Annotated in this window: 22 protein-coding genes; 11 read left to right on the forward strand and 11 right to left on the reverse strand. The window is 39.5% G+C overall.

Features of this window, described 5'->3' with window-relative positions:
• The first annotated feature begins 90 nt into the window (after positions 1-90).
• The 9 genes from GN157_RS17585 to GN157_RS17625 all read left to right on the forward strand — a co-directional run bounded on the left by GN157_RS17585 (position 91) and on the right by GN157_RS17625 (position 7,518).
• On the forward strand, positions 91-447 hold the full coding sequence (locus GN157_RS17585) for an arsenate reductase family protein (protein ID WP_157484778.1): 357 nt from the start codon (positions 91-93) through the stop codon (positions 445-447).
• Entirely contained in the window at positions 440-1,357 is a 918-nt protein-coding gene (locus tag GN157_RS17590) for a DMT family transporter (RefSeq protein WP_157484779.1), read from the forward strand. The genes GN157_RS17585 and GN157_RS17590 overlap by 8 nt, the downstream gene beginning before the upstream one ends.
• Before the next feature lie 56 nt (positions 1,358-1,413).
• Positions 1,414-2,271, forward strand: a complete 858-nt coding sequence (locus GN157_RS17595; protein ID WP_157484780.1) for a YicC/YloC family endoribonuclease — start codon at positions 1,414-1,416, stop codon at positions 2,269-2,271.
• 25 nt (positions 2,272-2,296) lie between these two features.
• Positions 2,297-2,866: a guanylate kinase gene (gene gmk, locus GN157_RS17600; protein WP_157484781.1), complete on the forward strand. Its 570-nt coding sequence runs from the start codon at positions 2,297-2,299 to the stop codon at positions 2,864-2,866.
• A 10-nt stretch (positions 2,867-2,876) separates the two neighbouring features.
• Positions 2,877-3,413, forward strand: a complete 537-nt coding sequence (locus tag GN157_RS17605) for a hypothetical protein (protein ID WP_157484782.1) — start codon at positions 2,877-2,879, stop codon at positions 3,411-3,413.
• Entirely contained in the window at positions 3,382-3,963 is a 582-nt protein-coding gene (nadD, locus tag GN157_RS17610) for a nicotinate (nicotinamide) nucleotide adenylyltransferase (RefSeq protein WP_157484783.1), read from the forward strand. Before GN157_RS17605 ends, nadD begins: the two co-directional genes overlap by 32 nt.
• 97 nt (positions 3,964-4,060) lie before the next feature.
• Positions 4,061-5,221 carry an iron-containing alcohol dehydrogenase gene (locus GN157_RS17615; protein WP_157484784.1) on the forward strand — a complete coding sequence of 387 codons (1,161 nt, stop codon included), beginning with the start codon at positions 4,061-4,063 and terminating at the stop codon, positions 5,219-5,221.
• A 264-nt stretch (positions 5,222-5,485) separates the two neighbouring features.
• Positions 5,486-6,481: an NAD(P)H-dependent glycerol-3-phosphate dehydrogenase gene (locus GN157_RS17620; RefSeq protein WP_157484785.1), complete on the forward strand. Its 996-nt coding sequence runs from the start codon at positions 5,486-5,488 to the stop codon at positions 6,479-6,481.
• A gap of 11 nt (positions 6,482-6,492) precedes the next feature.
• Positions 6,493-7,518, forward strand: a complete 1,026-nt coding sequence (locus GN157_RS17625; RefSeq protein ID WP_157484786.1) for a TerC/Alx family metal homeostasis membrane protein — start codon at positions 6,493-6,495, stop codon at positions 7,516-7,518.
• A 23-nt stretch (positions 7,519-7,541) separates the two neighbouring features.
• Here GN157_RS17625 and GN157_RS17630 read toward each other — a convergent pair whose 3' ends face one another.
• The gene (locus GN157_RS17630) at positions 7,542-10,337 is read right to left on the reverse strand and encodes a GH92 family glycosyl hydrolase (protein ID WP_157484787.1); all 2,796 of its coding nucleotides are present in this window, start codon (positions 10,335-10,337) and stop codon (positions 7,542-7,544) included.
• Positions 10,338-10,452: 115 nt separating this feature from the next.
• Entirely contained in the window at positions 10,453-10,860 is a 408-nt protein-coding gene (locus tag GN157_RS17635) for a hypothetical protein (protein ID WP_157484788.1), read from the reverse strand.
• Positions 10,861-10,915: 55 nt separating this feature from the next.
• Between GN157_RS17635 and GN157_RS17640 the strand changes: the two genes are divergently transcribed.
• Positions 10,916-11,392: a copper resistance protein NlpE gene (locus GN157_RS17640; protein ID WP_157484789.1), complete on the forward strand. Its 477-nt coding sequence runs from the start codon at positions 10,916-10,918 to the stop codon at positions 11,390-11,392.
• Positions 11,393-11,423: 31 nt separating this feature from the next.
• Here GN157_RS17640 and pheS read toward each other — a convergent pair whose 3' ends face one another.
• On the reverse strand, positions 11,424-12,443 hold the full coding sequence (pheS, locus tag GN157_RS17645) for a phenylalanine--tRNA ligase subunit alpha (protein WP_157484790.1): 1,020 nt from the start codon (positions 12,441-12,443) through the stop codon (positions 11,424-11,426).
• 95 nt (positions 12,444-12,538) lie between these two features.
• Positions 12,539-12,895 (reverse strand): hypothetical protein, encoded by a 357-nt coding sequence (locus tag GN157_RS17650; RefSeq protein WP_035133146.1) that lies wholly within the window; start codon positions 12,893-12,895, stop codon positions 12,539-12,541.
• A gap of 97 nt (positions 12,896-12,992) precedes the next feature.
• On the opposite strand from GN157_RS17650, the gene GN157_RS17655 reads away from it, so the two are divergent.
• The gene (locus GN157_RS17655) at positions 12,993-13,544 is read left to right on the forward strand and encodes a CvpA family protein (RefSeq protein ID WP_157484791.1); all 552 of its coding nucleotides are present in this window, start codon (positions 12,993-12,995) and stop codon (positions 13,542-13,544) included.
• On the opposite strand, the gene GN157_RS17660 is transcribed toward GN157_RS17655, so the two are convergent.
• From GN157_RS17660 to GN157_RS17690, 7 genes are all read right to left on the reverse strand, one after another.
• Positions 13,541-14,287, reverse strand: a complete 747-nt coding sequence (locus GN157_RS17660; RefSeq protein ID WP_157484792.1) for a tetratricopeptide repeat protein — start codon at positions 14,285-14,287, stop codon at positions 13,541-13,543. The two genes, GN157_RS17655 and GN157_RS17660, sit on opposite strands and share 4 nt — an antisense overlap.
• Before the next feature lie 33 nt (positions 14,288-14,320).
• Complete coding sequence (locus GN157_RS17665) at positions 14,321-16,075, reverse strand: BatD family protein (protein ID WP_157484793.1); 1,755 nt, start codon at positions 16,073-16,075, stop codon at positions 14,321-14,323.
• A gap of 65 nt (positions 16,076-16,140) precedes the next feature.
• Complete coding sequence (locus GN157_RS17670) at positions 16,141-16,989, reverse strand: tetratricopeptide repeat protein (protein ID WP_157484794.1); 849 nt, start codon at positions 16,987-16,989, stop codon at positions 16,141-16,143.
• Complete coding sequence (locus GN157_RS17675; protein WP_157484795.1) at positions 16,990-18,024, reverse strand: vWA domain-containing protein; 1,035 nt, start codon at positions 18,022-18,024, stop codon at positions 16,990-16,992.
• Between the two features lie 2 nt (positions 18,025-18,026).
• Positions 18,027-19,031 carry a vWA domain-containing protein gene (locus GN157_RS17680; RefSeq protein WP_157484796.1) on the reverse strand — a complete coding sequence of 335 codons (1,005 nt, stop codon included), beginning with the start codon at positions 19,029-19,031 and terminating at the stop codon, positions 18,027-18,029.
• A 1-nt stretch (position 19,032) separates the two neighbouring features.
• Positions 19,033-20,649 carry a BatD family protein gene (locus GN157_RS17685; protein WP_231749162.1) on the reverse strand — a complete coding sequence of 539 codons (1,617 nt, stop codon included), beginning with the start codon at positions 20,647-20,649 and terminating at the stop codon, positions 19,033-19,035.
• Positions 20,650-20,673: 24 nt separating this feature from the next.
• Positions 20,674-21,537, reverse strand: coding sequence for a DUF58 domain-containing protein (locus tag GN157_RS17690; RefSeq protein WP_035133131.1), 864 nt, complete (start codon positions 21,535-21,537; stop codon positions 20,674-20,676).
• Positions 21,538-21,540 lie beyond the last annotated feature (3 nt).

A 21,540-nucleotide genomic window follows, 5' to 3' on the forward strand; every position in this document is an offset into this window, starting at 1 on the left:
CTGCTTTTGAGTAAAATTTATTTTTTCATAAAAGTAGTATATCCTTAATTATAAAACACCTTACTTTTGCAAACAAGCATAAAACATAACATGAAAAAGATATACTACCTTAAAACCTGCGATACCTGTAAAAAGATAATCAAGTCGTTACCAAATACCGATGGCTTTATTTTACAGGACATTAAAGAGGAGCCTATTACTGTAAAACAACTGGAGGAAATGCATGCCCTAACCGGAAGCTACGAGAAGCTTTTCAGTAAGAGAGCCAAACTTTATAAGGAACGTGACATGAAAGACATGAACCTTACCGAAAACGACTTTAAGCAATATATACTGGAGCACTACACATTTTTAAGCCGCCCAGTTATTATTGCAAACAATAAAATATTTGTAGGCAACAGTCCTAAAAACGTAACCGCTGCCATTGAGTACCTAAGTAATGAATAAACGCTTTTTGGCCTTAACAGCCGCCACGATGGTATCTGTTATTTATGGTGTTACTTTTACTATTGCTAAAGATGTAATGCCGGGCTTTATTAAGCCTTTCGGGTTTATAGCACTTCGCGTAGGCGGATCGTTTATACTTTTCTGGCTTGTGGCTCTTTTTGCTACTAAACAGAAAATAGCCCTTAAAGATTTCCCCCGCATCATAGCTGCTGCCTTTTTTGGTGTGGCTTTCAATATGCTAACCTTTTTTGAAGGACTTAGCCAAACATCGCCCATAATGGCATCGGTGCTTATGGTTACCACCCCTATGATAGTACTGGTACTCAGCGCCATTATCATGAAAGAGAAAATCGTCCGCAAAAAAGTGGGCGGTATACTGCTGGGACTTGTGGGTACTGTAATGCTGATACTTTACGGCAAAACCATTAGTAGCGGAGGTAACGAACTATGGGGTAACTTTCTGGTTTTTGTAAATGCCGTTTCTTACGCACTTTACCTTATTGTGGTTAAAAAACTCATGGACAAGTACAATCCGTTTGCATTTGTAAAATGGATTTACCTGTTTGGTTTTATCATGGTACTGCCATTTGGCTGGGAACAGTTATCACAGGTACAATGGGAGCTTATGCCCCAGGACATCGCTGTAAAAGTAGGCTTTGTAGTACTGTTTTCTACTTTTTTAACTTACCTGCTTAACCTGCTTTCCATGAAAGAGCTAAAACCCACAACAGTTGCTGTTTTTATTTACCTGCAACCTTTGTTTGCTACTGTTTTTGCGGTAAGCCTAGGCAAAGACACTCTTAATCCGGTTAAAATAATATCGGCAGCATTAATATTTGCCGGAGTATATTTAGTAACGGCTCCGCCTAAAAAAGCGGTTATAAAACAAACAGCAAAAAGTGATATTTAACGCATAACCGTGCGTTTGTGAATTTTACTTAACTTTGTGTGCACAAATTTTTTTGTATGATACAATCTATGACGGGTTTTGGAAAGTCATCTTTACAACTACCCACAAAAAAAATTACTGTTGAGATAAAATCCCTAAACAGCAAAGGACTTGATTTAAGCGTAAGAATGCCATCGGCATATCGTGAAATGGAACTGAAACTACGCAATCAGATTGCCCAGAGGCTGGAAAGAGGTAAAGTAGACTTTTCCCTGTTTGTGGAAGTAACCGGCGAAGAGACTTCATCAAAAGTAAACATCCCTATCGTTAAGGCCTATATAAACCAGATGAAAGAGATAGTGGACGGCGATGAGACCGAACTGCTTAAAATGGCCGTACGTATGCCCGACGCTCTTAAAACAGAGCGCGAGGAGATAGACGAAAACGAATGGAGCAGTATACAGGGGGTTGTTGATCAGGCCCTTGATAACATCCAGAGTTTCCGTGTTTCCGAAGGTATTGCGCTTGAAAAAGAGTTTGTTGTAAGGGTATCAAACATCCTTAGACTGATGAAAGAAACGGTTTCGTATGACAGCGAGCGTATAGAAAACGTAAAAACCAAACTAAGCAACGCTATTGCTGAGCTTGAGGTAAATGTAGACGAGAACCGCTTTGAGCAGGAACTTATATACTACCTTGAGAAAATGGATATTACCGAGGAAAAGGTAAGACTGGAAAACCACCTTAACTACTTTATGGAAACCCTTGCCGGTAATGAGGCAAACGGGCGTAAGCTTGGTTTTATCACTCAGGAAATAGGTCGTGAAATAAACACTATGGGCTCTAAGTCTAACCACGCACAAATGCAGAAGCTGGTAGTACAGATGAAAGATGAGCTGGAAAAGATCAAAGAACAGGTTTTAAATATTTTATAATAACGGCACAGCCGTAAGATTACACATGAACAAAGGCAAACTGATAGTATTTTCTGCTCCGTCGGGGTCGGGTAAAACCACCATTGTAAGACACCTTTTGGCACAACCCGAGCTTAATTTGGAGTTCTCCATTTCGGTAGCAACCAGAAGCGCAAGAGATGGCGAAGAAAACGGGAAAGACTATTACTTTATATCACTTGAAGAGTTTAAAAAACACATTAAGCAGGAAGACTTCGTAGAATGGGAAGAAGTATACCGTGATAATTTTTACGGCACACTTAAAAGCGAGGTAGAACGCATATGGGCACAGGGCAAAAACGTGATTTTTGACATTGATGTAGCCGGAGGACTTCGCATTAAAAAGAAATTCCCCGAAGAAACTCTTGCTGTTTTTGTTAAACCGCCAAGTATTGACGAACTGAAAAGACGCCTTAAAAACCGTTCGACCGAAAGTGAAGACAAGATTAATATGCGTATCGCAAAGGCATCGGTAGAATTAGCTACTGCGCCTCAGTTTGATACCATTATTAAAAACTATGACCTTGATACTGCCAAGGAAGATGCTTATAACCTTGTAAAAGAGTTTATAAAATAAACCAACCTTTATGACAGAAGAGATTAAAAGAAACCACAAAGCATTGAGTAACATCTTTGCTTTAATTTTTTCTATCACTTTTGGTTTGTCTTTTATTGTAATAGTATTAACGGGAAACCTGAGCCTTAAAGCATTATTATATTCAGCTGTTGCGACATTTGCATTTGCTTTATTTGTTCCCGTATACCTGCTGCTTCTTTTTTATATAGCGGATAAAAAGGAAAAAAGGTTTTTTTCCAAAAGTCCGTACAACTATATTGAACAAAACCTTATTGAGTATAGTTACGATAAGAAGAACAGGTTTAGTTTCTGTAAAAAACAGCATGTATTTAATCATAAAGGTTTAAAATACACAGCTGTATTTTATACAAATGTGTATAAAACTATTTATGGTGATCTTTTGCTAATAATTAAGCATGAGGATAACGACACTAATATTGTTTCTTCAATTGAATACAAAAAAGAAAAATTGAGTGAAAAGGAATTTATTGAAGAGCTTGAAAATATAAAAACTGATGAAAGTAGGATTGTACTTCGGGACATTTAATCCCATACATACAGGACATTTGATAATCGCCAACCACATGGCCGAGTTTACCGACCTGGACCAGGTATGGCTGGTGGTTACCCCACACAATCCGCTTAAAAAGAAAAGTACGCTACTGGAAGACCATCACCGTTTGGAAATGGTTTTCCTGGCAACCGAAACTTACGACAGTCTAAAACCTACCGATATTGAGTTTCGACTGCCACAGCCTAACTATACCGTGCATACACTGGCACACCTGCAGGAAAAATTCCCGTCGTATGAATTTTCCCTGATTATGGGAGAAGACAACCTTAATTCCCTTCACAAATGGAAGAATTATGACGTAATACTGGAAAATCATGATATTTATGTATATCCGCGTATTAATAACGAAAATGCCAACGAAGAGCTTATAAACAATCATAAAATCCATAAAATTGATGCTCCGGTTATTGAGATCTCCTCTACTTTTATTCGTAACAGTATAAGAGACGGTAAAGAGGTAAGACCTTTACTGCCTCAAAAGGTTTGGGAATATATAGACCATAATCTTTTCTACAAAAAATAGCTTCTGTTTAAAAACAGCTATAAAACAGACACTTAACATTCCATTATCAGCAAATCTTAAGGTATTTCGTAACTTTGGGTAAAATACATTTATAATCATGCTGAATTTTGAACTTTATAACCCTGTCAATATGGTATTTGGCAAGGGACAAATTGCAAAACTATCTAAACTTATACCTCAAAATGCAAAAGTACTTTTAGCCTATGGTGGCGGAAGTATTTTTAAAAATGGTGTACACGCTCAGGTTACCGAAGCATTAAAAGGACATGAAGTTACCGAGTTTGGCGGTATTGAACCAAACCCGCGTTATGAAACCCTGATGAAAGCCGTTGCCCTAATCCGTGAAAAGAAACTGGATTATATACTGGCAGTAGGCGGAGGATCGGTAATAGACGGGGTAAAATTTATCTCGGCTGCCGTAAACTTTGAAGGTGACCCGGTTGATATTCTGGTAAAAAGAATACGCATTGAAAACAATGCTATGCCATTTGGCACCGTGCTTACCCTTCCTGCCACAGGCAGCGAAATGAATTCGGGGGCAGTAGTAACTATTGAAAAAACACAGGAAAAACTATCCTTTGGAGGTCCGGCTGTATTCCCGCAGTTCTCTATTTGTGATCCAACGGTTATAGCATCACTACCTAAAAGACAGTTACAAAACGGAGTAATAGATGCCTATACCCATGTAATGGAACAGTACTTAACTTATCCGCATGATGCTTTGCTTCAGGATCGTTTTGCAGAAAGTATACTGCAAACATTAATCGAGATAGGTCCTGATGTTGTTGAAAACCCAACCGATTATAAACTGGCGTCTAACTTTATGTGGAGCTGTACCACGGCGCTTAACGGACTTATACAGAAAGGCGTCCCTACCGATTGGGCTACGCACATGATAGGTCATGAACTTACTGCTCTTTATGAAATAGACCATGCCAGAACACTTGCTATAATAGGCCCTAACCTGTACAGAGTAATGTTTGACTCTAAAAAGGAGAAACTGGCACAGTATGGTAAAAGGGTTTGGGGCATTACCGCAACCGAAGTGGATGAGGCAGCAACAATGGCAATTGAGAAAACCGTTCAGTTCTTCCATACTATGGGCATGGAAACCAAAATATCAAACTATACGGCAAACTATGAGAATACTGCCGAGTTTATCGTAAAACGTTTTGAGGAACGTGGCTGGAAAGGGCTTGGGGAACGCCAAAACGTTACTCCCGAAAAAGTGAAGGCCATTGTTGAAATGAGTTACTAAAAAAATAAAAGGCATTCCGGCTACACCGTGAATGCCTTTTAAAACACCAAAAACAAAAAATTTAACTAACCTTGTTGTAAACTTCGTCTAAAACAAAATTCTATTAAATAACGCACCCGTCTCAACTTAAATTGTATCGAAAGCACTTAATTATATGTTAATATTTACGAATATCTCATTTACCATTAACGCTAACCTAAAAAGCCATTGGCACATGCCTTATTTTTAAGTACATTTGGGCTTTGCAAAAAACAAACAAACAAAATGAATGATACTCCCAAGTTCGCTGTAATAGGTGGTGGAAGCTGGGCAACAGCAATCACAAAGATGCTTTGTGAAAATGTTTCTGAGGTTGCCTGGTATATGAGGAGCACCTATGCCATTGAACACATAAGGCTGCAAAAACACAACCCGAACTACCTTAGCTCGGTTGAATTTGACACCGAAAAACTTAAACTTACAGATGATATTAATGAGGCGGTAGCTTATGCCGATTATATAATATTTGCTATCCCGTCGGCTTTTTTAAGTACCGAACTGGAGAAGCTTACCGAAAGCCTTGACGGAAAAGTTGTTTTTTCTGCCATTAAAGGTATTGTCCCGGAAACAAGCCTTATTGTGGGTGAACACTTCCATGAAAAATACAATATCCCTTATGACAATATAGGGGTTATAACAGGTCCATGCCACGCCGAAGAGGTTGCTTTAGAGAGACTTTCGTATCTTACCATTGCCTGCGGCGACCAAAAAAAGGCTAAGGTAATGGCTAAAAACCTTAACAGCTATTATATTAAAACCAAAATATCTGACGATATTGTAGGTACCGAATATGCAGCCATGCTTAAAAACATTTATGCTATTGCTGCCGGTATTGCACATGGGCTGGGTTATGGAGACAACTTCCAGGCGCTGTTAATGAGTAATGCCATAAGGGAAATGAAAAAGTTTATACGCAAAGTGCATAAAATGAAGCGTAACATAAACAATTCGGCTTACCTGGGTGACCTTTTGGTTACAGGATATTCTGTTTTTTCTAGAAACAGGATGTTTGGTAACATGATAGGAAAGGGCTACACGGTAAAATCGGCCATGATGGAAATGAGCATGGTTGCCGAAGGATATTATGCCACAAAAAGTGCTTATAACCTAAACGAGGAATACAAAGCAAAAACCCCTATTATAGATGCTGTTTACAGTATTTTATATGAAGGAAAAGACGCTAAACCCGTATTTAAAAAGCTTACAGATAAACTGGATTAAAACAACTACCCATGAACCATGACCATCTTATAAATCATCCGGGGATATTAACCGGGTTTACCATTCTTGTTGTCGTGATGCTACTGCTTGACCTTGGTGTTTTTAACAAAAAAAGCCACGAAATAAGCAACAAAGAAGCGTTAACATGGTCTATTGTATGGATATCGCTGGCTATGGCCTTTAGCGGGGTAATTTATTATTTAATGGGTTTCCAGCAGTTTGCACAGTTTCAAAGTGCTTACTGGATAGAAAAAGCCCTATCAGTAGATAACCTCTTTGTATTCATTATGGTTTTCGGGTTCTTTAATGTTCCAAAGTATCTGCACCACAAAGTACTGTTTTGGGGTATTATTGGTGCACTTGTATTCCGTGCCATATTCATATTCACCGGCGTAGAGCTTATAAACATGACCTATTTGCCCGAAATGGAAATTTTCGGACAAATGGTAAGCGTTAATGTAGTTTTAACCTTATTTGGCTTCTTTTTGCTTTTTGCCGGAATCAAATCGTGGGGAGCCCATGAGGATGACGACGAAAACAAAGATTTCTCCAAGAGTCCGGGTGCCAAACTGATATACCGTTTCTTTAAAGTAACTAAAGACTTTGAAGGCGATCGTTTTTTTGTAATAAAGGAAGGGGTAAGAATAGCCACTCCCCTTTTGGTTGTGGTAACCGTTATTGAGTTTACCGACCTGCTTTTTGCAGTAGATTCTATACCTGCAATTTTTGCCATCGCACCGGATGATCCTTTTATTCTTTACACCTCAAACATTTTTGCCATACTTGGATTAAGAGCTCTTTACTTTTTACTGGCCAACTTTATGTATATGTTTAGCAAACTACATTACGGCTTGGCTGTTATCCTGGCTTTTATTGGTGTAAAAATGCTAATCAGTCCGTTTTACCATATTTCCTCTCCGGTATCATTAATGGTAGTAGGCGGTGTATTGCTTATATCAGTAATAATATCGTTTATGTTTCCGGGAGAGCATGAGGAAAAAACCGAAGAGGCTGTAAACAAAGAAGACGGCAACTAGGCCATCTTCTTCATCTATTCTTATTACTTAACAGTTATTTCGTCTATAAATATAAATGCTTGCCCTCCGGCACCCTGATGCCATTGCGGCAGTACCCCGAAGTTATAGGCTTTTACTTTTACGTATCGTGCAGTTATATTATTAAGTTCTGCCGTGAAATGTTCTATCACACTATCCTGCCTTGCCTCTGTTTTTGTCTCAATGGTTTTTACTAAGGTAAAGTCACTGTTGTTATCAGATACATAGTACTCAACTTTTACCGGCATTAATATCCACGAACGGCTATCCTGCAGGAAGCCCGCCTCAATAGTATTTACAGATATTTCTTTCTGTAAATCGATTACTGCTTCAAAATCCTGATTTTGATACCCCTGCCAGTCACCTTTACGCCAGTTGGTAGTACCCTCTATCCCGTCTATAAGTCCTTCAGGACCTCCGGCATGATACATACTGTTGAATTTCGACTTGATGTCAATGGTATAATCATTTGTTTTTTTTACAAATTCAGCATACACATATTTACTTTTTTCTCCGTTTTCATTTTTAGCATAAGCATTTAAAATATGCCATCTTTTTATGACCAATGGCTCTTTATACTCGTTAATTGCCGATTCTCTTTCAAAATGATAATAGACTTTTCCTCCAAAAGGTGCTTTTAAGGTTACTGTCGCTTGATCTTTAAAAGATTTACCTTCAGCCTCAATAACCGGTACCGGGACTATTTTAGTGTAGGGCTGAGCCTGAGTACCAACAACCGGATCAACAAATTTCAAATCTTCCCTGTAATCAGACTTCCTAATAAAAGCTGTTTTTCCGTTTTCCAAATACACTTTTGCTTCTGTAAAATACGGTTCAGTTTTTTGCCAGTAATTATCTCCCGGAGTCACATCATACAGCCCTAAACTGCTTAACACATACCAAGCACTCATTTGCCCGCAGTCCTCATTTCCTATAAGTCCGTCGGGTGTGTTTTTATAAAACTCATTCAGTATATAATGTACTTTTTCGGTAGTCTTTTCAGGTTTGTCAATATAGTTATACAGGTAAGCCATATGGTGGCTTGGCTCGTTACCGTGTGCATACTGACCTATAAGCCCTGTAACATCTACCTGATGACGACCTGTAGTTTTACTTGGCAGGCTAAACATCTCGTCCAGTTTAGTTTCAAATTTTTCATTTCCGCCAAAAGCAGCAATAAGCCCCTCTATATCCTGAGGCACAAAAAAGCTGTACTGCCAGCTGTTACCTTCGGTAAAGTTATTGTTGATTTCACGCGCATCAAAAGGCTTGTCCCAACCTCCGTTCTTTTTAGGACGCATGTGCCCCGTTACAGGATCAAAAATATTTTTCCAGTATTGGGAACGCTTCATAAAGTAGTTATACTCATCTGTCTTACCAAGTATCATTGCCATCTGGGCAATACACCAGTCGTCATAAGCATACTCTACGGTTTTAGATACACTTTCGTGCTCGTCATCAATACTTATAAATCCGTTTTCCTTGTAAGCCTCCAGCCCCAAATGATCCAGCATGGCACTGTGCTTGGCGGCTTCAAAAGCCTTTTCGTAATCAAACCCTTCAATCCCCTTAGCCATAGCATCGGCAATAACCGAAACAGAGTGATACCCAATCATACAATCGGTCTCATTGCTTGCCAGTTCCCAAACCGGAAGCCTGCCGCCCTGCTCATATTGCTTTATAAACGTATTTATGAAATCTGACGTGCGTTTTTTATCAATAAGGGTATATAATGGGTGTGCCGCCCTAAAAGTGTCCCATAGCGAGAATACAGTATAATAATCAAATCCTTCTGCTTTGTGGATGGCATTATCACGCCCACGGTACATACCATCTACATCCATAGCGATGTTAGGCTGCATCATAGTATGGTATAAAGCTGTATAAAAAATAGCCAGTTTTTCACTGTCATCTGAAGTCACTTCAATTTTAGAAAGTTCCTTATCCCAAAGTTTTTTAGCCGCCTTTAGGGTCTTTTTAAAGTTGAAACGCGGCATTTCCTCCTTCATATTTTTGGCAGCTCCTTCATAACCTGTTGGCGATAGTGCTACTTTAACCAATAACTTCTCCCCTTTTTTCACCTCTTTACTAAAACTGATGGCTAATAGTGAACCTGCAAAAAATTTATCGGTCACTTTAGCCGGGGCAAAAGCATTATTGTTTACCGCCGTTACTTTTACCGGAGCACTAAACTCAATTCGGGCATACACATACTGGTCGCGTGCCCATGCCGAACTCTCTCTAAGCACCTCAATGGTTTTCTCATCTATAATTCTTACCTCTCCCATTAAGAGCTTGTCACGATGGTTAAGATCCAGTATAATATTAGCCTGACCTTTTTTAGGAAAGGTATATTGGTGCAAACCTACCCTTGTTGTTGTAGTAAGCTCCGCCTTTATGCCATCGTCATCAAGTATTACCGAATAATATCCGGCAGAAGCAGTTTCATTATCATGCGAAAATAGAGAAGAGTATTCTTTTGCATCCAGTTTAGGTTCGCCCATGGTAGGCATGAGCATAATATCTCCAAAGTCTGAAACCCCTGTACCGTTAAGATGGGTATGTGAAAAACCGTAAATAACCGAATCAGAATAATGGTAACCCCCGCAACCGTCCCAACTACCGTCAATACGGGTATCAGGACTTAACTGCACCATACCGAAAGGCACTGTAGCCCCCGGAAAAGTGTGGCCATGACCACCTGTCCCTATAAACGGATTTACATATTGAGAATAATTGCCCGACTGGGAAAAAACAGCAGTAGTAAACAGCAGTAAAAGCAGTAATGATGATTTATTCATTTTTTAGCTAAAAATTTTGATAAAGATGGAAAAATTAGCTCATAAAAGCAACGCTTACTGTCTATAATAAAAAAGCTCCGGGGATTCCGGAGCTTTTTTATTATGTTTTGCATGCTTATTTGCTAAGAATACCTTTTTTCTCAATAACAGGCAGTTCAACCACTTCATCTTCAGTAATAGATCCTGCTATGAAAATATAGTCCTTCTCATACATTACATTGTCTTTAAAATAAGTTACCATAAACTTATTGTGCAACTGTAAAACGGTTTTGTCCATCATTTCGATCTTTACAGCCGAATTTCCCGGTACTTCCTGGTAAGCATGGCGCATCATGGAAGTTTTGCGTTGTTCACCATCAATTACACCATTAGCGTTTGACACCACTATGGCTGTTTCAATTTTGTCTTTGTTATCATTAATCAGATAAGCATACCATGTGTTCTCATTAAAATCTTCATTCCACTCCTGCATTACTGCAACATAAACATTTTCTACCACAGGTATTGTAATATCTTTCCTCATTTTAGTACCTTTAAATTCCTCTAAATTTTATTAAACATTATTAAACCAAAACACCATGAAAAAATTTTCAGCACTAGCTATTTTGGCCCTATTGGCTTTTACATCATGCAAAAATGGGGAAAAAACGCCGGATGAACAAACCCAAACTGAAACTGTTACCGACTCAACCGGCACAGAAGATGCCTCAACCTCAGTACCTACAGGGGATAACAGTCAAAATTCTTTAGACTGGACAGGGGTATATAGTGGTACTGTTCCCTGTGCAGATTGCCCCGGAATTGAAATTGAACTACAGATAAACGACAACAACACCTATTCCCTATCCGAACATTATCTTGAAAAACAGGAAACAGCTAACATGAATACGGGAAGCTTTACCTGGGATGATACCGGAAGTATTATTACCCTGGATCAAAACGGGATGGGAAGAAAGTTTAAGGTGCAGGAAAACAGTATTAAAGTACTTGCCCCGGACGGCACTGCTATAGAAGGAGAACAAAAAGAAAAATACAGCCTTAAAAAAGTAGGATAAACAAAAAGGCCCGCAACTGCGGGCCTTTTAATTATATGCTTGATTTGAATTGCTCAAGGAAACGTACATCGTTCTCGTAGAACATCCTGATATCGCCAATTTGGTATAACAGCATCGCTATTCTTTCTATACCCATACCAAAGGCAAAACCATTGTACTTCTCGGCATCAATACCACAGTTTTTAAGTACGTTTGGATCTACCATACCACAACCGCCTATTTCAAGCCATCCGGTACCTTTAGTGATCCTGTAATCGGTTTCTGTTTTTAGTCCCCAGTAAATATCCAGCTCGGCACTTGGCTCAGTGAACGGGAAATATGACGGACGTAGACGTATTTTGGATTTACCAAACATCTCTTTTGTAAAATAAAGCAGGGTTTGCTTCAAATCGGCAAAAGAAACATCTTTATCAATATACAAACCTTCAACCTGGTGGAATATACAGTGAGAGCGTGCAGAAACAGCCTCATTTCTAAATACCCTTCCCGGAGAAATGGTACGGATAGGCGGTTTATTCTCCTCCATATAACGCACCTGTACTGATGATGTATGTGTTCTTAAAAGCACATCAGGATTGGTTTGGATAAAAAACGTATCCTGCATGTCTCTTGCCGGATGGTATTCCGGAAGGTTAAGTGCCGTAAAGTTATGCCAGTCATCTTCAATCTCAGGACCTTCAGACACATTGAACCCAATGTTGGCAAATATATCTATCATTTGGTTTTTCACAATAGATATTGGGTGACGTGATCCTACCTGGAAAGGCTCTCCCGGACGCGAAAGGTCGCCATAAACGCCTTTAGCCTCCTCTTTGCTTTCCATAGCATCCTGAAGTTCGGTAACTTTGTTTTGTACTGCTGATTTGAAGGCGTTAATAACCTGTCCGAATTCTTTTTTCTGCTCGTTTGGAACATTTTTAAATTCGGTCATAAAGTCATTTACAATACCTTTCTTACTCAGAAACTTAATCCTGAATGCTTCCAGCTCTTCCTTGTTTTGGGTTTGAAAAGCTTCGGCTTCAGCAATATAACTTTTAATCTTTTCTATCATCGTTGTTCAGTAAAAGTGTGCAAATTTATGCATTTTAAAAATGATGTGCCACCTATTTTTAGGGTATATTTAATATTTATGGATTATAAACCCAATTATGAAATAAGTCCCTTTTCCAAAAAGTAGTCTACAATAGCACCTTTCATTAAAACAGACTGCTCCCCTGCCTTTAACGGCGGAAGCTCTTCCTTAACCGTATAATGCGGCCATCCGTCTTCGTCAAAATAATCAAACTCATAATAACCATAAGGCTCTAACAGCCTGCAAATGGCAATATGCATAAGGTTTATTTTATCGTCTTTTTTAAACTTGCGTTTAAATTTGCCCAGTTCCTGTACCCCTATAAGGTAAATTATGGCATCCAGATCCAGCATTTCACCATCGGCAAAACGTTTGGATAATATATCTACAAGCTGATCCCAGCGTATCTTTAATTGTTCGTCCCTTGACATTGTATCTCTTTTAAAGCGCAAATATAGCTACTTGCTTTGTAATTATAAGTAACAGTTGTATTTGGATTATTACCAAAGTCTGCTAACTTTGTTTTCAATGAGTGTTATTGATATTATATTGGGCGGATTACTGCTTTACGGACTTATAAAAGGACTGTGGAGAGGCTTATTTGTAGAACTGGCCTCACTGGTTTCGCTAATTGCCGGAATTTTTATCGCCCTGAAATTTTCGGGCTTCCTCGCAGATGTGCTTAGCAAGTATGTGGAATGGGAACCGCGCTATATATCCATAACCGCATTTTTAATCACTTTTATAGGTGTAGTGGTGGGAATAATACTTCTTGCCAAGTTTTTTACCAAACTGGCCGATTTTGCCAGCCTGGGACTGCTTAACCGAATTTTAGGCGGGGTGTTTGGCTTCCTTAAAATGGTTTTGATACTAAGTGTATCCCTTAATTTTTTCCTGAAACTGAACAGCAATAACCTACTGGCTAAGGAAGAAACCCTGAAGGAATCCATCTTTTTTTACCCGATGCTGGAAATATCAAACACCATTTTCCCTATTCTGGAAGAATGGTTTACCGACTTTAAAGAACAGCAACTACCGGAAGAAAAACCGGAAGTATTTAGTGAAGAACAGACTATTTAGTTTTTCAGCTCTTTAATATCAGCATCGCTAATCCAGCCTGTGGTCTCGTCTGCAAGTTCGATTTTTTTCCATTTACCCAGTACCTCAACAACGTTTACTTTAGAGCCTTCATGAAGGATAAAGGCATCCGGAGCGTTTGTTAGCGGTTCGCTTTTAACCGATGCTACTTCACTAAACACTATGGCAGGACGCATTTTAGACTCCTGTGTTTTTACAAAAACAGCCGATATTATACTGATAACTATAATTAGCAACGAAACGAATATCCCGGCAAAAAACACTCTCTTTAGTGCTGTAGAACCCACAAAGTAATATCCTATAAAAAACAGTAATACCCCAAAGGCAAAAGCTACTGCTATCCATGCCCAGGTATCATAATGATAAGTACCCACCATACCGTAAAACAATTTGGTAAAGCCCACCTTTGGCACTTCCTTAATATCGTCAATAACCATTTTATGGGCATACCCAAGGTTTATTTTTACATCCTTATCATTAGGTTTTAACAGCAGGGCTTTCTCATAATTGTAAATAGCCGGAGCTACCTCATTAAGTTTATAATAGGCATTACCCAGATTAAAGTATACTTCGGCCGACTCCTTACCTTCCTTAAGGATGCTCTCATAATTTTGTACGGCTGCCTGATAATTGCCTTCTCTGTACTGTTCGTTACCTTTATCAAATACCGACTGCGCAGCCATTAACTGCGTAAAAAACAATAGTATATATGCTAAATTTTTCATTGTATCTCTACTTTGCCTGATTCAAAAAACACGTTACACCTGTTTCTCTAAAGCGGTTATTACCGTTACCGCACTTTCATAATCCTGTTGCATTGCCGTACCCGATGACGGTGCATAACGGGCAAACTCACAACTATCCATTATCTTAATGAAATCGGTTACCGTTTGTGCATCTGCTTTTCGGTTAAGCAACAGTTCCTCTATATTTTGTTTACTCATTTCGGAAGTCTCAATGCGCAGCTTGGCTTTAAGGAAATTATGAAGGGCTTTTTCAAGCGCTACATAAAATGCCTCTTTATTACCCAGCTCTTTTTTGGCTGCCGAAAGGTATTTTTTAGCCAGTTTGTTGTTCTGTCTTATTTTGTTACCTACCACATCACTATCATATGCCTCTTTTTTCTTCCTTGCCAGTACAATTACCGGTATTAACAGGAACGGAACAAAAAGTAACGAGTAAAACAGTCCCGAACCGAAGAAATCTTCTCTGTCCATAGCCACCAGTTTGGTATCCAGATCTACAAACCTAAACTGCTGTGACGACTGTACCGATTGTTTTTGAACAGAAGTACTGTCGGATGGTGTATTTGAAGCCACGGCATCTCCTGTAGCTTCAATCATAATATCCTGAGAAGTTATGGTTTTATACTTACCGGCCTTTGGATCAAAATATGAGAACGAAAGCGGCTTAATAGGGTATTTACCCCTGTTTTGCGGTACTATGGTATAAACATCGGATATTTTACCCGTCATACCCGTTAATGGCACCGATACGTTTTCCTTATGCTCAGGATCAAACATGTCAAGAGCCGATGGTACTACCGGTTTAGGCAGTGTGAACAGCTTAAGGTTACCTTTCCCGCTAACAGTTACATCAAGCTGTAATGATTCTCCCGTTTCTAAATTCGTTTTGGAAGGTGTTACTTTAAAATCAAAACTACCTACAGCCCCTGTAAAATCGTCCGGCCTGCCTTCATCCGGCAAGGCTTTTACATTGATGTATTTACTACCTGAAGATACTACCTTGTCCTCGTTAGAATAACTCACAAAGCCAAAACGGTTACGCTCTGTAGGTACCTGCAAGGTTACATTAAGCAATAAAGGCTCTATTTCCAGCTTACCGCTTTTTTGCGGATATAGCACTGTTTTTTGTAATACCACATAACGATACATTTCCCCGTTATACATTCCTTTTTCTATCTTAAGGTTTTGCGGATCGGTACGATCTGTCTGACTCCAAAAATCGTTGAATTTAGGATTTTCGGTTTCATAGAAATTGGTTACACTACTATTTTGGCTAACGTATAGTTTATACACCACGCTAACCGGTTCGTTAATGTATGGGCTACTGTTGCTTACCTCAGCCACAAGGTGAATACCCTCGGCAGCACTTTGCTTAGCCGCTTCAAACGGATCTAAAATCTTAACCGCATCCCCTATGGTAATAGTAACCGGATCTGTTTTATATATTTTACCCTCTATCTCAATACTAGCCGATCCTATGGTAAAAGTACCCTTTGAAGTAGGTATAAGAGTATAATCGTAGCTTTTGGTGTACGTATGCTTACCGTTTACCCATGAGTTTCTTATACTTTGCATAGGCCCCTGCGCCCTGAATCCATCAAAGGATGGGGGTACAAGGTTATCTCCGTCCTTGTTCATGGTAAAACTTATCCTAAGGCGCTCGTTTACCCCCAGTTTGGTTCGGCTGGGCTCGGCTTTAAACTCAACGTCCTGGGCAAATATACCCTGCGCAAATAACAATAGTATTAGTAAGATGTATCTTTTCATCGTTTTCAATTCCTTAATCTGAACAATATACATTTTTCAAATAAGTATCCAATCTTTTTAAACTGTTACCAGTCTTTTTCTTCCCTGTTTCTTGGTACGCCTTTTACTTTTTCGGCGTTTATCTTGTCCTGAACTTTTTTCTCCTCGTTGTTCATGGCATCAAGCAGGTTTTCCATTCGTTGTTTTGAAGGACTAGCCTGTTGCGGTTTCTGATCCTGATCTCCCTGCTGACCGTCGCCCGGTTTGTTTTGACCTTTATCGTCCTGCTTGTCCTTATCTTCCTTACCGCCTTTATCCTTCTGGTCGTCTCCCTTATCCTTTTTAGGGTCGTTACCTTTATCCTCAGGTTTTTTGTTCTTGTCGTCCTTATTATTTCCCGACTGGTTTTTATCCTGATTCTTGTCGTTTTGATCTTTATTCTGATCCTTATTTTCGTCGTTCTTATCCTCGTTCTGGTTTTGATTTTGCGGCGGATTGTTTTTCAGCATTTCCTTCGCTAAAGCAAAATTATAACGCGTTTCCTCATCATAAGGATCATTTCGCAAAGCATTACGATAGGCCTCTACAGCCGTTTGGTAATCCTTTTGCTCCATGAACATATTACCCAGATTATGATAAGCCCTGTGCTTGTCTTTCTTGGTTTCAGCCTTCTCTATGGCATCAAAATAAGCATACATGGCTTCACTGGGTTTACCCTGCCTGTAAATAGCATTACCAAGATTATACATTGACTGCGGGTTGGTAGGATTTTTAGACTGCGAAATCCTGTAATCTGCCTCAGCCTCTACATATTCCTTTTTAGAGAATTCCTTATTTCCTTTTGAAAGGTATTCGTCTTTTTTGTCCTTCTCCTTTTCCTGAGAGAAAGCCACAAGCGAGCATAAAAGCAAACTATATGTTACTAATCCTTTCATTTATTCTTTTTCGTTAAAAAGGTTTAACTTCCTTATCCATGCCGTTTTCCTGTCTAAAAGGAAAACATCTATAAACAGCAGTAAAAATGCTGCCCCTAAAAACCACTGGTACTGTGAATCGTAAGTAGCAATTTCTTTCGACTCAAATTCGGTTTTCTCAATATTATCCAGTGCTTTCTTTACATATTCTGTTACGTCCCTGGTATTTCCGCCATAAATATAACCACCGTTAGAACGTTCGGCAATAGTTTTAAGCGCATCAGGATATAATTTAGTAATCACTACCTCTCCATCCTTATCTCGCTTGTAACTCTCGGTCACCCCGTTACGTTTTAGCGGAATGGTTCCTCCTTTTTCGGTACCCACACCTATAGTGATAATTTTTATTCCTTTTTCCTTAGCGGCTTCGGCAGCTTCCATCGATCCTTCCCCATGATCTTCACCGTCACTTATAAGTACCAGCAGTTTACTGGTTTGCGGATCATCATAATAAGTGGTGGCCAATTCTATAGCCTGACTAAGGGCTGTTCCCTGGGATGAAACCATATCGGTATTCATGTTTTGGAGGTACATTTTTGCCACACTGTAATCAGATGTAATAGGTAGTACCGGGTAAGCACCTCCAGCATATCCTATTATACCAATCCTGTCGGTTCCCAACTGATTGATGATTTGTGACACTATCTGTTTGGCTTTTTCCAGCCTGTTTGGTGCAATATCTTCGGCAAGCATACTTTTGGATACGTCAATTGCAAAAACAATATCAATACCTTCTCGTTTTACAGTTTCGGTTTTCGTCCCTATTTTAGGGTTTACCAATGCCAATATAATACCCGAAAGTGCCAGCATAAGTACTACAAACTTAAGCACGGGTTTAAACACCGATTTTTCAGGAGTTAGCCGTTTAACCAAATCGGTATCGCCAAACTCACGTTGTTTTTTTCTTTTCCAGTATAAGTTAAAAAGGAACAGCAGTACCAAAACCGGCAGCACCCCAAACAAATACAAATATTTTGACTCGTCTAATTCGTACATAATTAAATAAAACTTCTGTAAACCGTTTTTCTTACAATGATCTCAATAAGTAGCAACCCGAAAGCAAACCACAGGTATGGTCTGTACTTTTCGGTATAATTATAATACTTAAGCTCTTTTATTTCGGTTTTTTCAAGCTTATTGATCTCGTCATAAATTGCTTCCAGCTTGCTGTTTGAGTTTGCCCTGAAATACTGTCCGTCTGTCTTCTCGGCAATCTCTTTCATTAATGCCTCATCAAGCTCTACTTTCATGGTTTTATATACCCATTCTCCGTTTGGTCTCCTTGCAATAGGCATTTCTGCATTGCCGTTAGTACCAAGCCCAATGGTATATACCTTTATTCCGTATTCCTTAGCAATATCGGCAGCCATCCTCGGGTCAATAAACCCGGCATTGTTCACACCATCGGTAAGTAATATTATGATACGGCTTTTCGCCTTACTTTCCTTTAACCTGTTAATCGCTGTGGCTAGCCCTACGCCTATACCGGTACCGTCTTCCAGTACCCTGTCGTCATACTTAACCGATTCTATAGCTGCCTTTACCATTTCTTTATCACTGGTAACAGGGGTTTTGGTGTAGCTCTCCCCGGCGTAAACCACTAGTCCAATACGGTCGTTAGCCCTTTCGTCAACAAACTTCTCGGCAACGGTTTTAAGTGCCTCAAGCCTGTTGGGCTTTAAATCTTTTGCCAGCATACTCCCCGAAACGTCTATCGCCATAACGATATCAATACCGCGGGTAGTTTTTGTTTTACTGTCCACATCTACACTTCGTGGTCTTGCCATTGCTACAATCATAGCACTTAAAGCCAGTACCCTAAACACAAACAGCATTGGTTTTAACCTTGCCAGCAGTGAAGGCTTCACTTTAAATCCGTTTACCGAACTTATTTTAAGCGTAGCCGTTTGCTGTTTTCTTTTCCATATATACCATCCAATAGCCAGTGGCAGTAATGTAAACAGCCAAAAGAAACCGGGATGTAAAAAAGTGACATCTTTCATCTTAGTTTTGTTTTCTGAATTCGACTGAGTTTTTAATCCTGTCCACAATTTTAGGTGCATCCTCATCCGTTGCCGGATACATCATTACTACCTGTTGTATACCGTTTGCCTGTTTAAAATACAGTATCTCATAGTCGTATTTCACACCACCATCACTTAACGGGTTTGGCATCGTCATACTACCATAAGCCCTTAAGCCTTCGGCTCCGTCTGGCGTGGTAAAACTTTCCTGTTTTACCAATATGTCTTTTGCTTTTAAGCCTTCCCATTGCTTGGACATGTCGTCAAAAAGCATATCCAGTTTTACATCAGTAGGTTTCCTATAGCTAAGTGTAGAAACCGCAACATAAAAATTACTAAACATCATACCGTAAGTAAACATTTGCATCTCTTTCACAACAGCAATAGCTTCTTTAGGCAGGGTTTTCTCTACATCTACCCTTTTAAGCACTTTAGGTGTTTCTATATTAACCCCCGGGTTACCATACTGGCTTTTTACCCATTCGGCTTTTAGCAACTGGTTTGTAGGCGAGAAGTTATCTTTAATAAAACCAACTCCTTTAAACACTAAAAAACCTGCAATAAGAAGTACCACTACCCCTATTGAACTGCCAATAACGATATTCTTTTTCCTTTTAGCCTCTTTTTGGCGTTGTTTTTCAAGCCATGCCAGTGTATGCTCTTCATCTTCCTCCTTCTCTTCCGGAATAGATTTATCAATAACCACGATGGTTTTTTCTATTTTCATACGGTCTTCTGCCACTTCAAAATCAAGCGGTTTAGACTTGGCAAATTTTACCATATCTGCCGTGCGGAGTACTTTTTCAAGTTCTTCAAAAGTTTCTCTTGTAAGTGCCATACGTTTACGCAATACCGCAGTACGCATTGCCTCTATAAGTTCACTGGTGGTACTTTCCATTGCAGGCACGTGTATCGCTTCTTCAATGTAAGTACGGGCAATATCGGTAAGTTCACTGTAGTAATCTTTTATGGCACCACGCTGTAAAAGATCTTTCTTCTCTAAATCCTTAAGCTTAACGGTAGCTTTTTCTATAGGGCTTGCAAATACAACAGGTGCCTCTTTTGGAGTGACCTTCCTGTTTTTAAGATATCTGTAAACAAAATAACCGGCTGCACCAAGTGCTGCCAGCCCTAACAGTACATACAGCCACCACCAGCTCATTTTAGATTCGGCTGTGGCTATATCCTTAATGTCATACATTTTTTGTTTCAGCGTATCTACCTTTACATTGGCTACCTCTATACTAAGCGAATCGGTTTGATATGGCTCATTATTAATAATAACCGGAAGACTTGGTATTACATAGCGCCCTGAATCAAACTGTGTAAGTCCGTATTTTTTAATAAGCTCATACAGCGCACCCTTCTTTATCGTATCTGTAGGATAGGATTCCAGCACCTCCAGCTGCCCGAAGTTTTTCCCTTCAGGAAAACCTACGTTAGCTGCCGTATCTACAGTAGTTTTTAAAGTAAGGTGAAATTGCGACCCTATTTTGATTTTAGTGGAGTCGATACTAGTTTCCACCTGCTTTTGCTGTGCAAACGCATTAACCGCAAGCAGCATCAGCAAAAACGAAAATAATTTTGTTTTGGTCATCTTTATCATGATTATTAACCCAAACTATCGTGATTTAAAATAGCCCAACAGCTTAGTAACATACGACTCGTCTACACGGGTACTTAACGACCCGGCACCACATCGGCTAAAGGTTTCATTAAAGTACTTTACCTTACCCTGATAGTATTTTTCATACTCCAGCCTTACCTGTTTTGAGCCGGTATTAACCAGCATGGTCTGTCCGGTTTCGGCATCGGTCATGTTTACAAGGCCAAGGTTTGGTATTTTTTCCTCACGTTGGTCGTATACTCTTACACCGGTAATATCGTGTCTTTTGGCTGCTATTTTCAGATTGTGTTCATAGTCGTCCGACATAAAATCGGATATAAGGAAAACAATGGCTTTTTTCTTCAGTACGCCCGACAGGAATTTAAGCGCCTGCGAAACATCGGTTTTTTTGCTTTTTGGCTGAAACTCTATAAGCTCACGAATAATACGCAGTACGTGTGATTTTCCTTTTTTAGGCGGAATAAAAAGTTCTATTTCATCTGAAAAAAGGATAAGTCCTATCTTATCGTTGTTTTGAGTTGCCGAAAACGCCATAGTTGCAGCAATTTCGGTTACAATTTCCCTTTTGAACTGGTTTTTGGTACCAAAGCTTTCAGATCCACTTACATCGGCCATAAGCATCATGGTAAGCTCGCGCTCTTCCTCAAAAACCTTAATATAAGGCTCGTTGTAACGTGCGGTAACATTCCAGTCTATAGCCCTTACATCGTCCCCAAACTGATACTGGCGTACCTCACTGAAAGTCATACCACGCCCCTTAAAGGATGTATGATATTCCCCCGAGAAGATATGATCACTCAACCTTCGGGTCTTAATCTCTATTTTACGTACCTTTTTTAATATCTCTTTTGTATCCATAAT

This window comes from Flavobacterium rakeshii, assembly GCF_009741375.1.
Taxonomy (GTDB): Bacteria; Bacteroidota; Bacteroidia; order Flavobacteriales; family Flavobacteriaceae; genus Flavobacterium; species Flavobacterium rakeshii.